At 72.4% G+C, this 15,246-nt stretch carries 16 protein-coding genes; 6 read left to right on the forward strand and 10 right to left on the reverse strand.

Annotation, left to right across the window (positions count from 1 at the left end; translation table 11 throughout):
• Positions 1-177: 177 nt before the first annotated feature.
• The gene (locus tag IW245_RS15155; RefSeq protein WP_197003819.1) at positions 178-849 is read right to left on the reverse strand and encodes a GDSL-type esterase/lipase family protein; all 672 of its coding nucleotides are present in this window, start codon (positions 847-849) and stop codon (positions 178-180) included.
• A 117-nt stretch (positions 850-966) separates the two neighbouring features.
• On the opposite strand from IW245_RS15155, the gene IW245_RS15160 reads away from it, so the two are divergent.
• Together IW245_RS15160 and IW245_RS15165 are read left to right on the forward strand one after the other, a co-directional pair.
• Entirely contained in the window at positions 967-2,121 is a 1,155-nt protein-coding gene (locus IW245_RS15160) for an OmpA family protein (RefSeq protein ID WP_197003820.1), read from the forward strand.
• A 62-nt stretch (positions 2,122-2,183) separates the two neighbouring features.
• Positions 2,184-3,386, forward strand: coding sequence for a hypothetical protein (locus IW245_RS15165; protein ID WP_197003821.1), 1,203 nt, complete (start codon positions 2,184-2,186; stop codon positions 3,384-3,386).
• Between the two features lie 114 nt (positions 3,387-3,500).
• On the opposite strand, the gene IW245_RS15170 is transcribed toward IW245_RS15165, so the two are convergent.
• Entirely contained in the window at positions 3,501-4,754 is a 1,254-nt protein-coding gene (locus IW245_RS15170) for a hypothetical protein (RefSeq protein ID WP_197003822.1), read from the reverse strand.
• Between the two features lie 179 nt (positions 4,755-4,933).
• Between IW245_RS15170 and IW245_RS15175 the strand changes: the two genes are divergently transcribed.
• The 3 genes from IW245_RS15175 (at position 4,934) to IW245_RS15185 (ending at position 6,784) form a co-directional block, all read left to right on the forward strand.
• On the forward strand, positions 4,934-5,575 hold the full coding sequence (locus tag IW245_RS15175) for a GmrSD restriction endonuclease domain-containing protein (RefSeq protein ID WP_233473024.1): 642 nt from the start codon (positions 4,934-4,936) through the stop codon (positions 5,573-5,575).
• A 57-nt stretch (positions 5,576-5,632) separates the two neighbouring features.
• A complete protein-coding gene (locus tag IW245_RS15180; RefSeq protein ID WP_197003823.1) occupies positions 5,633-5,956 on the forward strand; it encodes a hypothetical protein in 324 nt (107 codons plus the stop codon).
• 186 nt (positions 5,957-6,142) lie between these two features.
• On the forward strand, positions 6,143-6,784 hold the full coding sequence (locus IW245_RS15185; RefSeq protein ID WP_197003824.1) for a tetratricopeptide repeat protein: 642 nt from the start codon (positions 6,143-6,145) through the stop codon (positions 6,782-6,784).
• A gap of 119 nt (positions 6,785-6,903) precedes the next feature.
• Here the strand turns inward: IW245_RS15185 and IW245_RS15190 are convergent, their stop codons facing one another.
• The 3 genes from IW245_RS15190 to IW245_RS15200 all read right to left on the reverse strand — a co-directional run bounded on the left by IW245_RS15190 (position 6,904) and on the right by IW245_RS15200 (position 10,234).
• Entirely contained in the window at positions 6,904-7,848 is a 945-nt protein-coding gene (locus IW245_RS15190; protein WP_197003825.1) for a hypothetical protein, read from the reverse strand.
• Positions 7,849-7,929: 81 nt separating this feature from the next.
• Positions 7,930-9,444, reverse strand: coding sequence for a GGDEF domain-containing protein (locus tag IW245_RS15195; protein ID WP_197003826.1), 1,515 nt, complete (start codon positions 9,442-9,444; stop codon positions 7,930-7,932).
• Positions 9,445-9,496: 52 nt separating this feature from the next.
• On the reverse strand, positions 9,497-10,234 hold the full coding sequence (locus tag IW245_RS15200) for a Clp protease N-terminal domain-containing protein (RefSeq protein ID WP_197003827.1): 738 nt from the start codon (positions 10,232-10,234) through the stop codon (positions 9,497-9,499).
• A gap of 250 nt (positions 10,235-10,484) precedes the next feature.
• On the opposite strand from IW245_RS15200, the gene IW245_RS42215 reads away from it, so the two are divergent.
• The gene (locus tag IW245_RS42215; protein WP_197003828.1) at positions 10,485-10,868 is read left to right on the forward strand and encodes a VOC family protein; all 384 of its coding nucleotides are present in this window, start codon (positions 10,485-10,487) and stop codon (positions 10,866-10,868) included.
• A 69-nt stretch (positions 10,869-10,937) separates the two neighbouring features.
• On the opposite strand, the gene IW245_RS15210 is transcribed toward IW245_RS42215, so the two are convergent.
• The 5 genes from IW245_RS15210 to IW245_RS15230 are packed head-to-tail and all read right to left on the reverse strand — an operon-like array spanning position 10,938 to position 15,193.
• Positions 10,938-12,320, reverse strand: a complete 1,383-nt coding sequence (locus IW245_RS15210; protein WP_197008518.1) for an ISNCY family transposase — start codon at positions 12,318-12,320, stop codon at positions 10,938-10,940.
• Between the two features lie 48 nt (positions 12,321-12,368).
• On the reverse strand, positions 12,369-13,100 hold the full coding sequence (locus IW245_RS15215) for a hypothetical protein (protein WP_197003829.1): 732 nt from the start codon (positions 13,098-13,100) through the stop codon (positions 12,369-12,371).
• A 32-nt stretch (positions 13,101-13,132) separates the two neighbouring features.
• Positions 13,133-13,738: an alpha/beta fold hydrolase gene (locus IW245_RS15220; protein ID WP_197003830.1), complete on the reverse strand. Its 606-nt coding sequence runs from the start codon at positions 13,736-13,738 to the stop codon at positions 13,133-13,135.
• Positions 13,739-13,784: 46 nt separating this feature from the next.
• Positions 13,785-14,168: a VOC family protein gene (locus IW245_RS15225; protein ID WP_231398813.1), complete on the reverse strand. Its 384-nt coding sequence runs from the start codon at positions 14,166-14,168 to the stop codon at positions 13,785-13,787.
• A 35-nt stretch (positions 14,169-14,203) separates the two neighbouring features.
• Positions 14,204-15,193 carry a LacI family DNA-binding transcriptional regulator gene (locus IW245_RS15230; protein ID WP_197003831.1) on the reverse strand — a complete coding sequence of 330 codons (990 nt, stop codon included), beginning with the start codon at positions 15,191-15,193 and terminating at the stop codon, positions 14,204-14,206.
• Positions 15,194-15,246: the final 53 nt, after the last annotated feature.

Here is a 15,246-nt window from a genome sequence, read left to right on the forward strand (position 1 = left end):
ACCCGCACGGGGGCCTCCCGACGCGGAGCTGGGACGATGGCCCCCTGGACTCCTCGACGCGCCGCCGGGGCCCGACCCGCCGGCCGCCGCCGGCCAGGCCGACACCACCGCCCTCGACCGTCCCGGCGCACACCACCGGCGGGAACCGTTAGCACACTGTTACCGGACCCTGGACAGTCAGACCTGGGCGAACAGGTCCGTGACCGCGCCGGCGACCAGGGCGGCCACCACCGGGTGCGCGTCCCGGCTCAGGTGCATGCCGTCGTCGCCGACGCCCGCCACCGTGCCCACGTCGGCGTACCCGACGCCCCGCTCGGCCGCCAGGGCGCGGACCGCCGCCCGCAGCTCCTCCGCCTTCGCCACCAGCCCGGGCGCGAACTCCGGCGGGACGAACGCGAAGAAGTCCGGCCGGGTCGGGTCGACCGGCGTCGGGCCGAGCAGGAGGATCCGGGTCGGCCGGTCGGGCCGATAGGTCACCGTGCTCTCGACGTCGTCGATCAGCCGGCCCAACGCGGCGGCGATGTCCGCGGCCGACCGCCCGAACTGGGGCTTGAGATCGTTGCCGCCGAGCCACAGCACGAGAACGTCGACCGGCTGGTGGCTCTCCAGGCACGGGACGAGGTAGGCGCGACCGTTGCGGCCGACCCGGTCGGGGTAGTCCAGGTCCGTGGTGCGGCCGTTGAGGCCCTCCTCGATGACGGAGTAGCCGTCGCCGAGCAGGTTCTGCAGCAGGCCGGTCCAGCGCACGTCGATCGGCCAGCGCCCCTTGTCGACGTCCTCGGCGCGCTGGCCGAACGTGTTGGAGTCTCCGAAGCAGAGCACCGTGACGGCGTCCGGGTGGGTGTGCACCGACCGAGCGTATCCATGCCGGCGTCCCCGGTACCGGTCCGAAGGGGCATGATCTTGTGTCCGGGGCGCTGCTCCGCCGCCGTCCGGGGACACGGACGGCCCTGTCAGGGTGGGGTCGTGACACTTTCGACCGAAACGCCGCAGGGGGAACGTGCCGCGCGGGCGACCGCTGCGGCCCGCGCCACGCGCGCCGCAGGGGACGGCCGGGCCCCGCACGGGCTGTGGGGGCCGCTCACCCCCGCCGCGCTGCACCACGTGCAGCGGGGCGCTGGCAACGCGGCGGCCATGCGGTTGGCCGCCGGTCACACGCCGGCCCCAGGCTCCCAGGCCCGGACCTCAGCGCAACGGGCGACGGCCCCGGCAGCGGTCCAGCGTGCCAAAGCCCCGGCGGACGCCGCAGTCCAGCGCGCACCCGCCACCGTCGGCTACGAGCCCGGCGAGAAGGCCGCGTCATTGCGGTCCCCCGGCCACGTCGAACGCGTCCCCGACGGCATCCTGCTCTACGGCTTCCCTGTCAACAAGCAGTTCATCAAGCCGGAACACCGGGCGGCGCTGCGCGCGATGGTCGGCGACTTCGGCCTGGCCGACCCGGCCACCGTCACGCCACTGAAGCTGGTCGTCGGCTTCAGTGACGACGTCCGGCGCACCGGCGGCAACGTCGCGCTCCGCGAGGACCGCGCCGACGCCGTGTCCAGCATGCTCGGTGCGTTCGGGGCGGTCCCGGAGGTCCTGGGCCGTGACGTCGGCGCGCCGTCCGGCCAGTTCCTCGCGGACAACACCAGCCGGGCTGGGCGGGAGCGCAACCGCGCCGTCCTGCTCACGTTCGACGCGCGGTTCCCGGAGCCTCCGGACCGGCCGACGCCGCCGCCCACCCCGGCCGCGACGAAGAAGTGGACGATCCGCACCGCCCTGTCCGCCGCCACGCCCAAGCCGGGGATCGGCGTCAGCGGCACCCTGTTCGTCCTGAAGGACGTGGCCCGCGGCGAGCGGAAGCTGCTGCTGTTCGCGGCGGTCGGCCTCGGGGTCTCCGCCGGCCTCCCGGTGAGTTTCGGGCTCAGCGACACCGAGTTCGAGACGCCGACCCGGGTGGGCTTCAAGGACTTCGACGGACCCGGCGCGATCAGCCAGGTCGACGCCGGCCCGGGTTCCGCGGTCTGCCGGCTCTTCCTCCCGGCGGACACCATCCCCAAGCCGGTCGACGCCAGCGGGGTCAATCTCCAGCTGTCCGTCGGCGCGTCCGAGATGGTCGGGGAGTTCACTGTGGAGCCCTGAGCGGGACAGCGGACGGTGGCGCAGGCCCATTACGCTGGGTACACCCCGAGCGAAGGATGGGCATGACCGAAGTGGGCTCCCCGACCATGCTGACGAAGATGCGCGCGTTCCTGCACGGCGAGAAGGACACGGCGCTGCTGGAGGCGATGCGACAGGCGGGCAGGACGGCCTACGAGGAGCTGCTGACGGCCGAACGGCTCCGCGCCCAGCTCGCCGCGGAGGGCCTCACGGTCTGGCAGGCCACTCCGGCCGTCGAGTCGCAGTTCCTGGCCACGTGGAACGCGTACGTGCTGCAGATCCTGGGCGAGGCGTTCCTGGACGCCGACTACGCCGCGGACCCCGGCACCGTCGGGTATGTCCCCCCGGTCACGCTCGGTCAGGTGTCGGAGTGGTTCTCCGCCGTGGAGGGTTGGCTGAGCAGAGCCCGGCAGGCCCGGGTGAACCCGGACTACGACCTCGCCGCGGAGCTGGGCCTGCCGGCCGCGCTGCCGCCGTGGGTGGAGGTCACGCCGTGCCCGCCGGAACACCTGGCGGCGCTGCTTGCGGCGATCCCGCCGGTGCGCGAACACGCCGAGGTCGCCCTGCACGCGCTGGAGTCCGGCCCCGTCCCGAAGGAGAGCCGCAAGGCCGTCAACCGGCTGCGGCAGATGACGGCCGAGGCCGCGGCGGCCGTCGACTACGCGCTGGGGCTGCGCACCGCCCGGCACGACGCCCGGCTGCATGAGCTGATCGAGAACAACCTCAAGCAGGCCCTGGAGCTGTGGTTCGCCGTCGGGCAGCTGGCCGCCATGCCCCGCCTCCTCGACACCCACTACCGGCCGGCCGCCCGCCCCGACCTGGCCCGGCTGCCCGGCGGTCCCCGGTTCGACCCGTGGGCGCTCACCGACCCGGCGAGCCTGACGAGGTGGCAGCGCGACAGCAAGGCGGTCCAGGCGGTGCGGGAGATGTGGCAGTTCGACCCGGACCCGGCGGCGACCCTGGCGTTGAAGGACACCATCGACGCGGCCCTGAGGTCCGGCGACATCGCCTACTACCAGATCAGCGGCGGCGCGAGCTGCTACTTCGAGTGCCCCTGGCCGGCTCTGTTCGAGGTGCGGCGCCCGGTCCGGATCGGCGGGGTGAACATGAAGGTCCTGCAGCAGTTCACGATCCGGGTGTCCGCCGACGACGTGCCGAAGGGCAGGCCGTTCATCCGCAAGGTGGTCACCGGGCCGTTCCGCACCACCAACGAGATCGACTACTGCGACCCCGACGGCAGGCACTGACGAAGTGCCCGACGCCGGGCGGTCCCGTGGCCTGGCACCGGCGTTCCGGGCGGTGGAGCCGGTGATGCCCCAGGAGGAGAAGGACCACTGACGGTCGGGGAGGCCGGGAGCGGGTCACGGCAGGTGCCGGTCCGGGCCGAGCCGGTCGGGGGTCTGCGGGTCGAGCGCGTCGTAGGCGGCGTGCACGGCCAGGACACTCTCCAGCTCGGCGACCGTGGGGGCGAAGAACTCCTCCCGCTCGTCGGCGTTGTTCATCGAGTGCACGACGTAGTACATGCCGCCGAAGCCGGCGAGGAGCACGGCGAGCCGGAACATGGCGGCCGGCTGTCCGGGGAACCACGCCGAGTACTGGATCGGGGCCCCGATCCACTGCCGCGCCAGCGACGGGTACAGCACGAGCCAGCCGAGCAGGGTGAACAGGCAGAACAGTCCGAACCCGACGACGGCGCCCTGGGTCAGTTGCCGGATCGCCAGCGCGAACAGCAGATTGGCCTGCTGGCGGGGCCGCAGCGCCGCCCCGACCGCCCGGGACGCCAGGTGCGGGGCGAGCCGGGCCAGCGGCGTGCCCGCGCAGGCGGCCAGTACGTCGGCGGGGCTCATGTCCCGTTCGATCCGGCCGAGCTCGGTGCGCAGCCGGGTGGCCACGGCCAGGACCGAGATGGCGGCCAGCACCGCGACCAGGACGAAGATCCGCACCCACGGCAGCCGGTTGCACAGCTGCCACAACTCGCCGGTGAAGAACAGGAACAGGGTGACGAACAGCAGCACCGGCAGCGCGCGGCCCTGCAACCGGGCGCTGTGCCGCAGGTCGGTGACGGCGTGCCGCAGTGCACGCGCGGACAGCGCGACCAGGCCGTTGGCGGCGACCAGGTAGCCGGCGGCGACGAGGAGGACGTCCGCGGCGATCCACAGGCCCACCACCTGGCCGATGATGCCGAACACCTGACGAGTGCTGAGATCGTCCGGCTCGTCGAGCACCACCTCGACCAGGCCGTGCACGCTGAGGTGGAAGTCGAGCCAGCCGAGGGCGGCCATGCCCACGGCGACGACCGGTGGCCCGAGCACGTGCGCGAGCAGCACCGCGACGGCGGTACCCGTCGGCAGTCTCGGCGGCGGTCTGGTGCCCAGCCGGGTCAGCCACGCCCAGGTGGCCGCGGCTCCGACGGCGGCGATCGGCAGGACCTGCGCCGGGCTGAACCCGGTGAACATGTCCAGCCACAGCAACGCGGTGAACACCAGGTAGGGCACCATGCGGGAGACGACCTGACGGAAGCCGTACCCGGTGATCAGCTGCGGCATGCCCTGCCGGATGAACCAGCTCTCCGTCCGCCACAGCACCCGCCGGACCGGAGAGGTTTGACTACTCATGGTCACAAGTGTCGACCACGGTCGCCGACCGGTCCGGCACCCGAGGCCCCGTGTCCCGTGCGGACACCCGCGTCGCCACGGCGCTGATGGCGGTGTCCCAGCGTGTCGAGCCACCATCTTAGACAGTTCCCGAATTACCATCTGCCCGAATCATACGCATTCCATACGGGGAGATGACTGTGCCAGTACTCATGAGAGGTCTGCTCGCGGCCCTGGCCGCCGCGACGGTGCTGCTGTCCGGCGCCGCGCCCGCCCAGGCCGGCACGGAGGCCATGCCCACGCCGCCCCCGGCGGACAAGGTACGCGCCGAGCTGGAGACGCTGCACGTGGAGGCCCCGCACCCGATGGCGGGATACTCTCGGGAGAAGTTCCCGCACTGGGCGCGGCAGTACGGCAAGTGCGACACCCGGGAGGTCGTGCTCGCCCGCGACGGCGAGGGCGTGGAGCAGGACACCGAGTGCCGGGCGGTGAGCGGCACCTGGTACAGCGAGTACGACGGGCGGACCTTCGACTCCGCCGGCCAGATCGACGTGGACCACATGGTGCCGCTGGCCAACGCGTGGCGTTCCGGGGCCGACACCTGGGACACGCCCCGGCGCAAGGAGTTCGCCAACGACCTGACCCGCTCGCAGCTGATCGGCGTGTCCGCGTCCTCCAACCGAGCCAAGGGCGACCAGTCGCCTGACCTGTGGCGCCCGCCGCTGCGGTCCTACTGGTGCACGTACGCGCGGGCGTGGGGCAGTGTCAAGTACCACTATGACCTCAACGTGACCGCCACCGAGAAGGTCGCGCTGACCGAGATGCTCGACACCTGCGTCTGACCTGCGGGGATACCCCTTGTCACAGGTGGCGGGCAGGATGGGGGGATGGACTCCGGCATGATCGCACAGTTCACCTCCGTGGTCGCCGCGCTGTGGCGGCAGTTCGCGCGCGGGGAGAACGCCCGGCTGCGCGAGACCGGCGTCGTGCACGCCGTGGCGCCGGTGCGGCTGCTGGGCGACCTCGTCGTGCCGGGCGCGCGCTGCCACACCGGCGTCGCCGGCGGCGAGCTCGGCGCGATCGCGGCCACGACCGACCCGGTCACCTGCCGGACGTGCCTGGACATCCTGCGGGCGCGGGGCGAGCTGGAGGGCGTGCACGGCGAACTCCAGCTCACCCTCTTCGACCTGGACACCGCCCCGGCGACCGACGCTGGACACTGAGCCGGAGCCGTGCGGCGCTGGCCGGCCAGGACCGGGGAACCGCGCCGGGTCCCCGTGACCGGGGTGGGACGGCCAGCCGGCGCGGATCGGGGCCGCCCTGCCACCCGGGACTCCGTTAGGCTCACGGCTCCGACATGGATCACGGGAGCCGGCCACCGGTCGGCCCACGACACACGGGGGGCGACGATGAGCACGGCGGACCGCATCGAGAAGGCCAGGCTGCACTACGAGCGCGCCGTCTTCGGCGGCGACCACGGCGGTCTGTCCACAGCCGACGCCGAACTGGACGCTGTCGAGGCGGACCTGACCCTGGCCCGGGGTCGGATCACGCACGCGCGGTACCTCGCCGACCGCGTCGAGGACCCAGCCGAGCTGGGGCTGTTCGAACGCGCCGCCGAGCTGTACCGGCGGGCCGGCGACCCGCGCGGCGAGGGCGAGGCGCTGTTCTGCATCGGATGCTTCCACCAGGTGGTCCGCGACGACCACGACACGGCGGTCCCCCTCCTGGAGGCCTCCCTGGCGCTCGCCGAGGAGGCCGGCGACCTGCGGACGGCGTCCTACGCGCTGCGGCACCTGGGCATCGCCGACCACGTCGCCGGTCGGCTGGACCGCGCGCGGGCCCGGCTGGAGGAGTCGGTGCGGCTGCGCCGCGGGCTCGGGTTCACCGCCGGAGTGGCCGCGAACCTGGTGGGGCTCGCCTACGTAGCCGCCGCCCAGAGCCGCCGGGAGGACGCGCTGGCCCTGCTCCGGGAGGCCGGCGAACTCGCCACGGCCGCCGAGGCCCTGGCGATCGTGCGACAGGTCGAGGAGGCCGCCGCCCGCCTGTAGCCGATCCGCGACCTCAGCTGCGAGCCTGCCACCCGGCCCGCAACGCCGCGGTGACCCGGCCACCCGGTCCGTCGGCGTGTCCGCCACTGCGGCGACGCGTCCGGATCAGGGTCGACCGTTCACCCGACCGGCAGCAGCGGCGCGACGACCTGGACCTGCGAGGACTGGGTGCCGCCGTCGTCGAGCGCGTCCGCCACGGCCACCTGGGGGGCCGTCGTGAAGCGGCAGCCGAGCACGAGCACGGCGCACGGCGGCGAGCCCAGCGGCAGGCGGTAGCGGACGAGTGCCGTGGCCGTCCGTCCCGCGCGGACGGTACCCAGCGTCTGGGGCAAGGGTCCGAGCTCGACGACGCTGGCAGGGGTCGGCGCGGCGTCGAGCAGTTTCACCCCGAAGGCGTCGCCGGGACCGGCGTTGGCGATCCGGTACTCGACGGTCAGGATCCGCGACGTGTAGTCCAGGCCCAGGTTGCCCCAGCGGGCGCGGGTCGACACGGTGACGTCGGGTTGTTCGACCGTGATGAAACCGCTGAGGGCGAGCGTCCACGGATTGGCGGCACCCGCGCCGAGATCGGCGTTGAGGGCGAAGGTGCCCGCGCCGGTGGCTCCCCGGTAGGCGTTGGTCGCGGTGTTGTCGGTCACCACGGTCCACGTCCCGTTGCCCTTCACGGTGTCCCCCGACAGCATGAGGGTCGGCGACGCGCAGCTGCCCGCCGACAGGGCGAGGACGACGCTACCGCGTGCGTTGGTCAGGGTCACCCGGCTGTCGGTGCCGCGCAACGCCGCCTGGGTCGTACCCGTCAGGACCTGGAGGTCGACGCTCTCCTGCCCGGTGAGGGACGAGAAGGCGCCGGAGGCCAGGGACGCACCGGCGGTGAAGTGCCGGGTCAGGTCGAGGGTTCCCGAGGGACAGTCCATGCTGGTGCCCACGACCGTGCCGTTCGCCGCGGAGGTGTTGATCGACAGCGGATGGGCCGCCAGCGCCGCGGCCGGGGAGGCGAGCATGCCCTGCCCGGCGAGGAGGACTCCCGCCGCGAACATCCACAGACGTACCCGTGTGACCCTCATGGACAGCCCTCCACCCGTCAGCGGCCGATCGTGCATCAGCAACATACGCTGACAAACCACTTCATGAAGGCGATATGGGTACTAACGTTGGTGCGCACCCTTCATCGCGTACATCGCCCGGTCCGCCGCCCGGATCCCGCCCGCCGGATCGCGCGGGTCGAGCGGCGACCAGCCGATGCTCGCGGTGAGCATGCTGCCCGGCACCAGGGTCGCCCAGTCCTCGGCGGCGATCGCCGCCAGCAGCCGCTCGCCGATCTCGCCGGCCTGTTCGGGGCCGGTCGCCGGCAGGATCAGCACGAACTCGTCGCCGCCGTACCGGGCCACCAGGTCGTGCCGGCGGACGATCCTGGCCATGATGGCGGCGACCCGCTCGAGGACGAGGTCGCCGACGGTGTGGCCGTGGATGTCGTTGACGGCCTTGAAACCGTCGAGGTCGCACAGCCCGAGCATCGCCGGCGTGCCGTGCAGCGCGAGGTCCTCCAGGTAGTGGTGCAGGAACCGGCGGTTCGGCAGGCCGGTCAGCGGGTCGGTGCGGGCGTCGCCGGCGTACCGGACCGCCTTGTGCCGCAGGTGTTCGTGGTCGATCCGGGCGGCCATCCCGTCGACGAACAGGTCGCTGTAGCGTTCCAGGCGGTCGCACACGAGCCGCAGCATCGTGTTCTGCGCGTCCAGCGCCGCGCCGACGTCGCCGCGCAGCGTGTGGGCGAGCACCCGCAGCCGGTGCGGTTCGGCCGCCCCGAACGTCTGCTCGGACAGCCGCACCCCGGCCAGCAGGTCCAGCGCGCCGTCGCCGTCGCCCCGCGCCAGCGCCTCGCAGACGGCGACCATGGCCCGGATCTCCTGCTCCTCCGCGCCGGGGCCGAGGTCCGCGTCGTAGCCGGACACGTCGACGGTGCTCGGTTCGCCCATCGCGGCGCGGCGGGCCACGGCGTAGGCGACGTAGGCCCAGTCGACGGGCGGGAACGGGTGGGCGCCCCGGCTCCGGCGCGCGGCGGCGTCGGCCACCAGGTCGGCCAGTACCCGCAGGCAGCCGGCCGGGTCGCCCCGGTGGTCGCGGGCGAGGGCGTAGCGCAGTGGCACCTCGGGACTGATGCTGTCGTACTGGTTGCCCGCCCGCGACTCCGCCCGGCGGACCTGTTCGATCGCGGCGAGCGCGTGCTCGTGCAGGCCCAGGTAGGAGAAGGTCAGGGCCACGTCGTGCCAGCCGTCGAGCACGCCGAGCCCGGCCGGATCCGCGCGCTCGAAGATCCGCCGGGCGAGGATGACGTGCCGCACGCTGAGGTCGACGGCCCCGCGCTGGAACGCCAGCCAGCCGGCGAGGACGTGCAGCTCACCGGCGATGGCGGCGTCCCAACGTGCGTCGACGGCCGCGAACGCCCTGCCGAGCAGCCGCACGCAGTCGGAGGTGCGGCGCAGGTTGACGGCGGCGATCACCTGGTACGTCAGGGCCTGGAGCGCCACCTCGGGGTCGGTCGCGCCGTCGGCGATCCGGGCCGCTTCCTCCAACGCCACGATGTGGTTGCCGCGGTTGACGAGGGCGCGCAGGTGCTCGTACACGTCCGTGCGGGTGGTGAGGTCTGGTTTCTCCACGTTCATGATGGCGCGATCCTATTTCCCCGGGGACCTTCGCGCCTCGTGAACGCGAAGGTCAGGCTGTTCCGCGCGCCGCGACGATGGCCGTGATGATGGCGGTGATCACGTCCTCGGCCGCCGCCTTGTCCACCCCGAGACCGGCGAGCACCCCGGAGCCGTCCTCGACCTCGAGGAGGGCGAGCAGGACGTGCTCGGTGCCGACGTAGTTGTGGCCGAGCCGGAGCGCCTCGCGGAACGTGAGTTCCAACGCCTTCTTGGCCTGTGCGTCGAACGGGATCAGCGCCGGCGCGCCCCCCTCCGCCGCCGCCGGCAGGCTGGCGGTGACCGCCTGCCGGACGGTGTCCAGCGACACTCCCAGGGTGACGAGCGTCCGCGAGGCCACCGACTCGGGGTCGTTGAGGATCCCGAGCACCAGGTGCCCGGGTCCGATCTCGGAGTTGCCGGCGGCGTGGGCCTCGTTCTGCGAACCGATCACGACGTTGCGGGCCCGGTCAGTGAACCGGCTGAACCCCTGGGAGGGGTCGAGGTCGATGGCGTCGCCCTTCGGCACGAAGCGCTTCTGGGCCGCCTGCTTGCTGACGCCCATGCTCCGGCCGATGTCGGTCCAGGACGCGCCGGAGCGGCGGGCCTGGTCGACGAAGTGGCCGATCAGGTGGTCGGCCACGTCGCCGAGGTGGTCGGCGGCGATGACGGCGTCGGAGAGTTGTTCGAGGACGTCGGAGTGCACCTTCTTGATGGCGTCGATGAGGTCGTCGAGGCGGACGGGGTTCGTCGTGCGGTCGGGGTTCGTCATGCGTCAACCATAGGTTGACGCTCGTCCAATCGTCAACCCCGGGTTGACGGACGTCTCGACCATCGGGCGGCCGGGCGGCCACGCTCCGCGGCCACCCGACGCCCGCGTGGCGGCCCAGCCGGTGGCGCTCCGGTCGTCGCCGGTGGCCGAGGTCGGTGGCCGGAGTGTCGCCGGGTCGTGGACTCGGGGAAATGTCAGACCGGTCGGCTACCGTGCGGCTGTTGACTCCAGGACAGGAAGAGGTGCCGCAGTGGACTCGTGGCCGAAGGGCGTCGGTGCCATCACGTTGTTCGTCGAGGATCTCGGGGCCGCCAAGCGGTTCTACCAGGAGGTCTTCGACCTGCCGGTGATGTTCGAGGACGAGCACTCCGCCGTGTTCCACTTCGGGAACACCCTGATCAACCTCCTCGACGTCGCGGAGGCGCCCGGGCTCATCGGGCCCGCCACGGTCGCCGGGCCGGAGGCCGGGTCCCGGGTGCAGTTCACCATCGAGGTGGAGGACGTGGACAAGACCTGCGCGGAGCTGGTCGGCCGTGGCGTGGAGCTGTTGAACGGGCCGATGGACCGGCCCTGGGGCGTCCGGACCGCCAGCTTCCGGGATCCCGCCGGGCACATCTGGGAGATCGCCAGCTAGCTACTTGCCCCTGAAAAACTCATGAGTTCGGGTGGTGCCTTCGGGTGTTGTCTGGGCCTTTTGGGTTGTTCAGGCTGTCAGGGCGCTGATTTTGATGAGGTTGTGGGTGAAGACGCCGTGTCCGCACCAGGTGCGGGCGCCTGCGAGGCCGTCGTGGAGGGCGCGGTCCCATCCGGATCGGCGTTTGAGGTGGCTGATGCGTCCTTCGCAGCCGGTGCGCCACTTGATGAGGTCGCGGAAACCGCGTCGTTTCTGGACGGCTTGGCGGGCAGGGCCGGGCTGGCCCTTGCGGGGAATCGCGACGATGCGGACTCCGAGGTCGTGCAGCGCGGCCTCGACGCGGGCTTCTCCGTAGCCGCGGTCAGCGGCGACCGCGCGAGGCACCCGCCCGGCTCTGGCCGCGATGCGGGCGATGGCGGGTGCCAGTTGCGGGGCGTCGGCAGGGTTGCCGAGCTCGATGGTGTGGTCGAGGATGATGCCGTCTTCGTTGTCGACGACCTGGGCTTTGAAGCCGAACTCCACGGGTTTTCCCAGACGCCCTCGGACGATCGGGCGGGCGTCGACGTCGTGCAGGCTGATGACGCGGGTAGCCGAGTCGGGCATGACGCCGGCCAGCCTGGAGCGGGTCTGGGTGATGATCTGGCCAGTGCGGGCCAGGAGGGACGCGAGTTCGTCGGCTGCCCGGCGAAGTCTGCCTGCCACCGGCCCACGGGCCTTGCTGAGGGCCCGGAAAGCGTTGCGTAGCACTGCATCGGCGTCTGCGCTGACGTGCTCGGCGAGGTCGGCCAGTTCTCCGGTGATGCGCCGCACGATCTGCTGGGCCTCGTCCTTGCCGACCCGTAATCGCAGCCGAGAGGCGATCTGGCGGGCTCGGCGCCCAGCCGCCCTGGAGCGGTCAGGACAGCGGGTCCGAGGTGCGCCACCAGCCGCCTTGATCCGCCTGACCAGCCGGCTCGTCTTGGTGACCGCCTTGGCCAACAGGCCGGAATCGGTGGGGTGCTCAACGTTGGCCGACACCACGGTGGTGTCGGCCCGCACTTTTCCCACCCGCAGCACCTTGCCCTCCACCGCCTTGTCCAGCAGCGCCTCGTTCAACCGAACCACCGCCGCGTCCCCGCACCGGGTGGTGATCTTCATGAGCGTGGTCGGATGCGGCACCCGCTCACACAGTCCAAGGTGGCAGAACCTGCGCCAGGAGATCGAATCCGCCACCTCCCGACACAGCGACTCATAACCCAGCCCGTAGCGGAACTTCAAGAACATCAACCGCAAATACGTGTCGATCGGGGTCGACGGACGACCCCTCGAGGAATCGAAGTACGGCCGGAACGGCTCGACGAACCGCGCATCATCCAGCAGACCGTCGACCTGCGCTAACTCCACTGGCAACCGCAGCAGCTCCTGCGGCAACCCATCCCACGATGCTGACCAGGCGGTCGTTGACCTCAACATGCCCAGAACAACGACCGCCCAGCCCACGAGTTTTTCAGGGGCAAGTAGCTAGGCGACCGCGGCCAGCAGCAGCCGTAGCCGGGCGGCGAGCGACGGGTCGCACAACTCGACCTCGTGATCGAGCGCTCCGATGACGACGGCCAGGGCACGGCGTAGTTCCGCCGGTTCCAGGGATCCGGCGATGCTCCCGACGAGGGGTGCGGTCGCCTCCTCGGGCAACGCGTCCTCCTTCGGCGTGAAGCCGTCCGGCGCGCCCAGTCGCAGGTCGATCAGCCCGAACACCTTGCCCCGGGCCTCGTTGAGCCAGCGCAACGCCTGCCACGGCCGGCCGCGCTCGACACAGGTGCTGACGTGCAGCACGTGGTGCCAGGCCATGCCGATCAGGGTGTCCCGGTCGGCCGGGCGGGCGTGCTCCAGCACCACCGGCGTCCCGAACAGCAGGCGCCAGGCCGGCCCCCGCGGGCCGAATCCGGCGGCCGGCGCGAAGCCGAGGTCGACCTCCAGCCCGTTCTGTAGCAGGAACACCCGGTACACCGACGCGCCGACGGGCAGGTCCCAGTGGTGCACGACCCCCCACTCACCGACGAGGACCGCCGTCCACCGCTCCAGCGCGGCCCCGAGGTCGCCCTCGACGCCGAGCATCAGGTCGATGTCGGACCACCGGTCCCCGCCCGAGCCGGCGAACGAGCCGATCACCGCCGCGCCGCTGATCCCCGGGTCAGCCTCGGCGAGCGCGATCAGCCTGGTCCTGACGGCGTCCCTGTCGTCTGCTGCGAACACCGCCCCAGGCTAGTCGCCCCGCGCGAGCCCGCTCACCTGGACGACGCCACCCGCGGTGGCCGGAGGCCGTCCTGCTCGCCCGGCCACACGACCCCGTCGAGGAACTCCTCGATGGCGGACGCGACCCGGCCGAGCACGGCCGCGGAGTCCGCCAACGGCCCGGGCACCAGCATGTCGTGTCCGGCGTCCTCGATCTCCAGGATGTGTCCGGTCAGTCCCCGGGCCACGTCTCCGGCCCAGAACCGGTCGGCCGTGCCGCCGACCAGCAGGAACGGCGCGGCCGCCCGGCGGAGTGCCGACAGGTCGTCCGGGTGGGACAGCACTGGGGTCAGCCATACCGCGGGCAGCTCCCGGTCGGCGGCCAGCGCGGCGGCGAACACCCCGAGGGACTTTCCGATGAGTACCGGGCGCGGGGCGCTGAGGGCGTCGAGGTGCGGCGCGGCCTGCGCGTACGCCTGGCGCTCGCGGTCGGCGGGCGGGAGCCGGACCAGCTCGTCAGCACCGGTCCAGCGGACCGTGCCGATCTCCGCACCGCGGCGTTCGGCGGCCGATCGGGCGTAGCTGAGCAGCGGGCCGTCCGGGCCGTAGCCCCGACCAGGGAGGATGAGTGCCGCGCGGTCCGGTCTCGGTTCCGTCATGGGAGGTGAGAATACCCAGCTGGCCGGAGTCGCACGGCCCCCGCGATCAGCCGTCGTCGCGGCAGAGGCAGAAGGGGTGGCCGGCCGGGTCGACGAGCACCCTGACGTTGTCCCGCAGCTGGGTCGCGGCGACCGAGGCTCCGAGAGCGAGGGCCTCGGCGACCGCCGAGTCGAGGTCGGCGACCTGGAAGTCGAAGTGCATCATCGGGCGCTGCCGGCCCTCGACGGGGGGCCACACCGGGGGCTGGTAATCCGTCGCTTCCTGAAAGACGACGTACATGTTTCCCTCAGGAACGGCGAGGATCGTCGTTCCCGGTTCCTCGTGACCGATGGGCCACCCGAGCAGCTCGGAGTAGAACCTCGCCAGCGCGCCGGGGTCGGGCGCCTCGACAGTGGTTCCCCACCACATTCCCGTCACGCGGGACCGCATCCTCGCACCTTCCGTCGGAGAACCGTATCGGCATCCTATGACCCGGTGCTGGTGCTGTCGCGGATGACGAGTCGGGTGGGGATGGTGACCGTGCGGGAGGGACCGTCCTCCGCCAGCGCGAGATGGAGTGCCTGGCTGCCCATGTCGGCGAGCGGCAATGCCACGGTGGTCAGTGCCGGATGCAGGTCGCGGATGACCGGGATGTCGTCGAAGCCGGCGACGGCGATGTCCTCGGGGATGCGCAGGCCGCGTTCGCGCAGACCCGTGCACAGGCCGGTGGCCATCACGTCGGACGTGACGAACACTGCCGTGGTGCCGTCGGGGATGTGGGCGGCCGCCCCGTAGCCGCCGTCGCGGCTGAACTCCGCCGACACCAGGGTCGTCTCCGGGTGGCCGAGGCCGGCGCGGAATCCGGCGACCCGGTCGCGCACGGTGCGGAGCCGGTCGGGGCCGGCGACGATCGCGACCCGGGCGTGGCCGGACAGGTGGGCGCCCAGGGCGCGGGCCCCGCCCCGGTTGTCGGGGACCACGGTGTCCCCGGGCAGGCCCGGTTGTCCCACGCACACCATCCGGGCGCCGGCGGCGGTGAACTGACCGATCGCCTCCGCGAGGCGTTTCTCCCCCGCCCGGTCGGTGGTGCGGCTGCCGACCAGGATCGCCGCCCTGGCCCGTTCCCCGCGCAGCGCGGACAGGTGGGCGACGGCGGCGTCGGGGTCGGCGCCGGTGTCGGCGATCACGACCCGCAGGTCGCGCGCCACCGCCGCCGACAGGACTCCCGAGGCGATGCCCGAGAAGTACGGGTCGGCGATGTCGTGCAGCAGCAGGCCCACCAGCGCCGTCGAGCGGCGGGCGAGGGCCTGGGCCTGCGCGTTGGCCGTGTAGTGCAGGGCCTGGGCCGCCGCCATGACCCGGTCGTGCAGCGTCGCCGACACCTTGCGGTCGGACCCGTTGAGCACCCGCGACGCCGTCGCCAGCGACACCCCGGCGGCGACAGCCACATCATTGAGGGTCGGCTGACGAGTCACGCGGCCAGGTTACGCCACGGTGCCGGGTCGGTCATGGACGCTCGCGGTCTTCG

The sequence above is a fragment of the Longispora fulva genome, from assembly GCF_015751905.1.
In the GTDB taxonomy this organism is placed as follows: Bacteria; Actinomycetota; Actinomycetes; order Mycobacteriales; family Micromonosporaceae; genus Longispora; species Longispora fulva.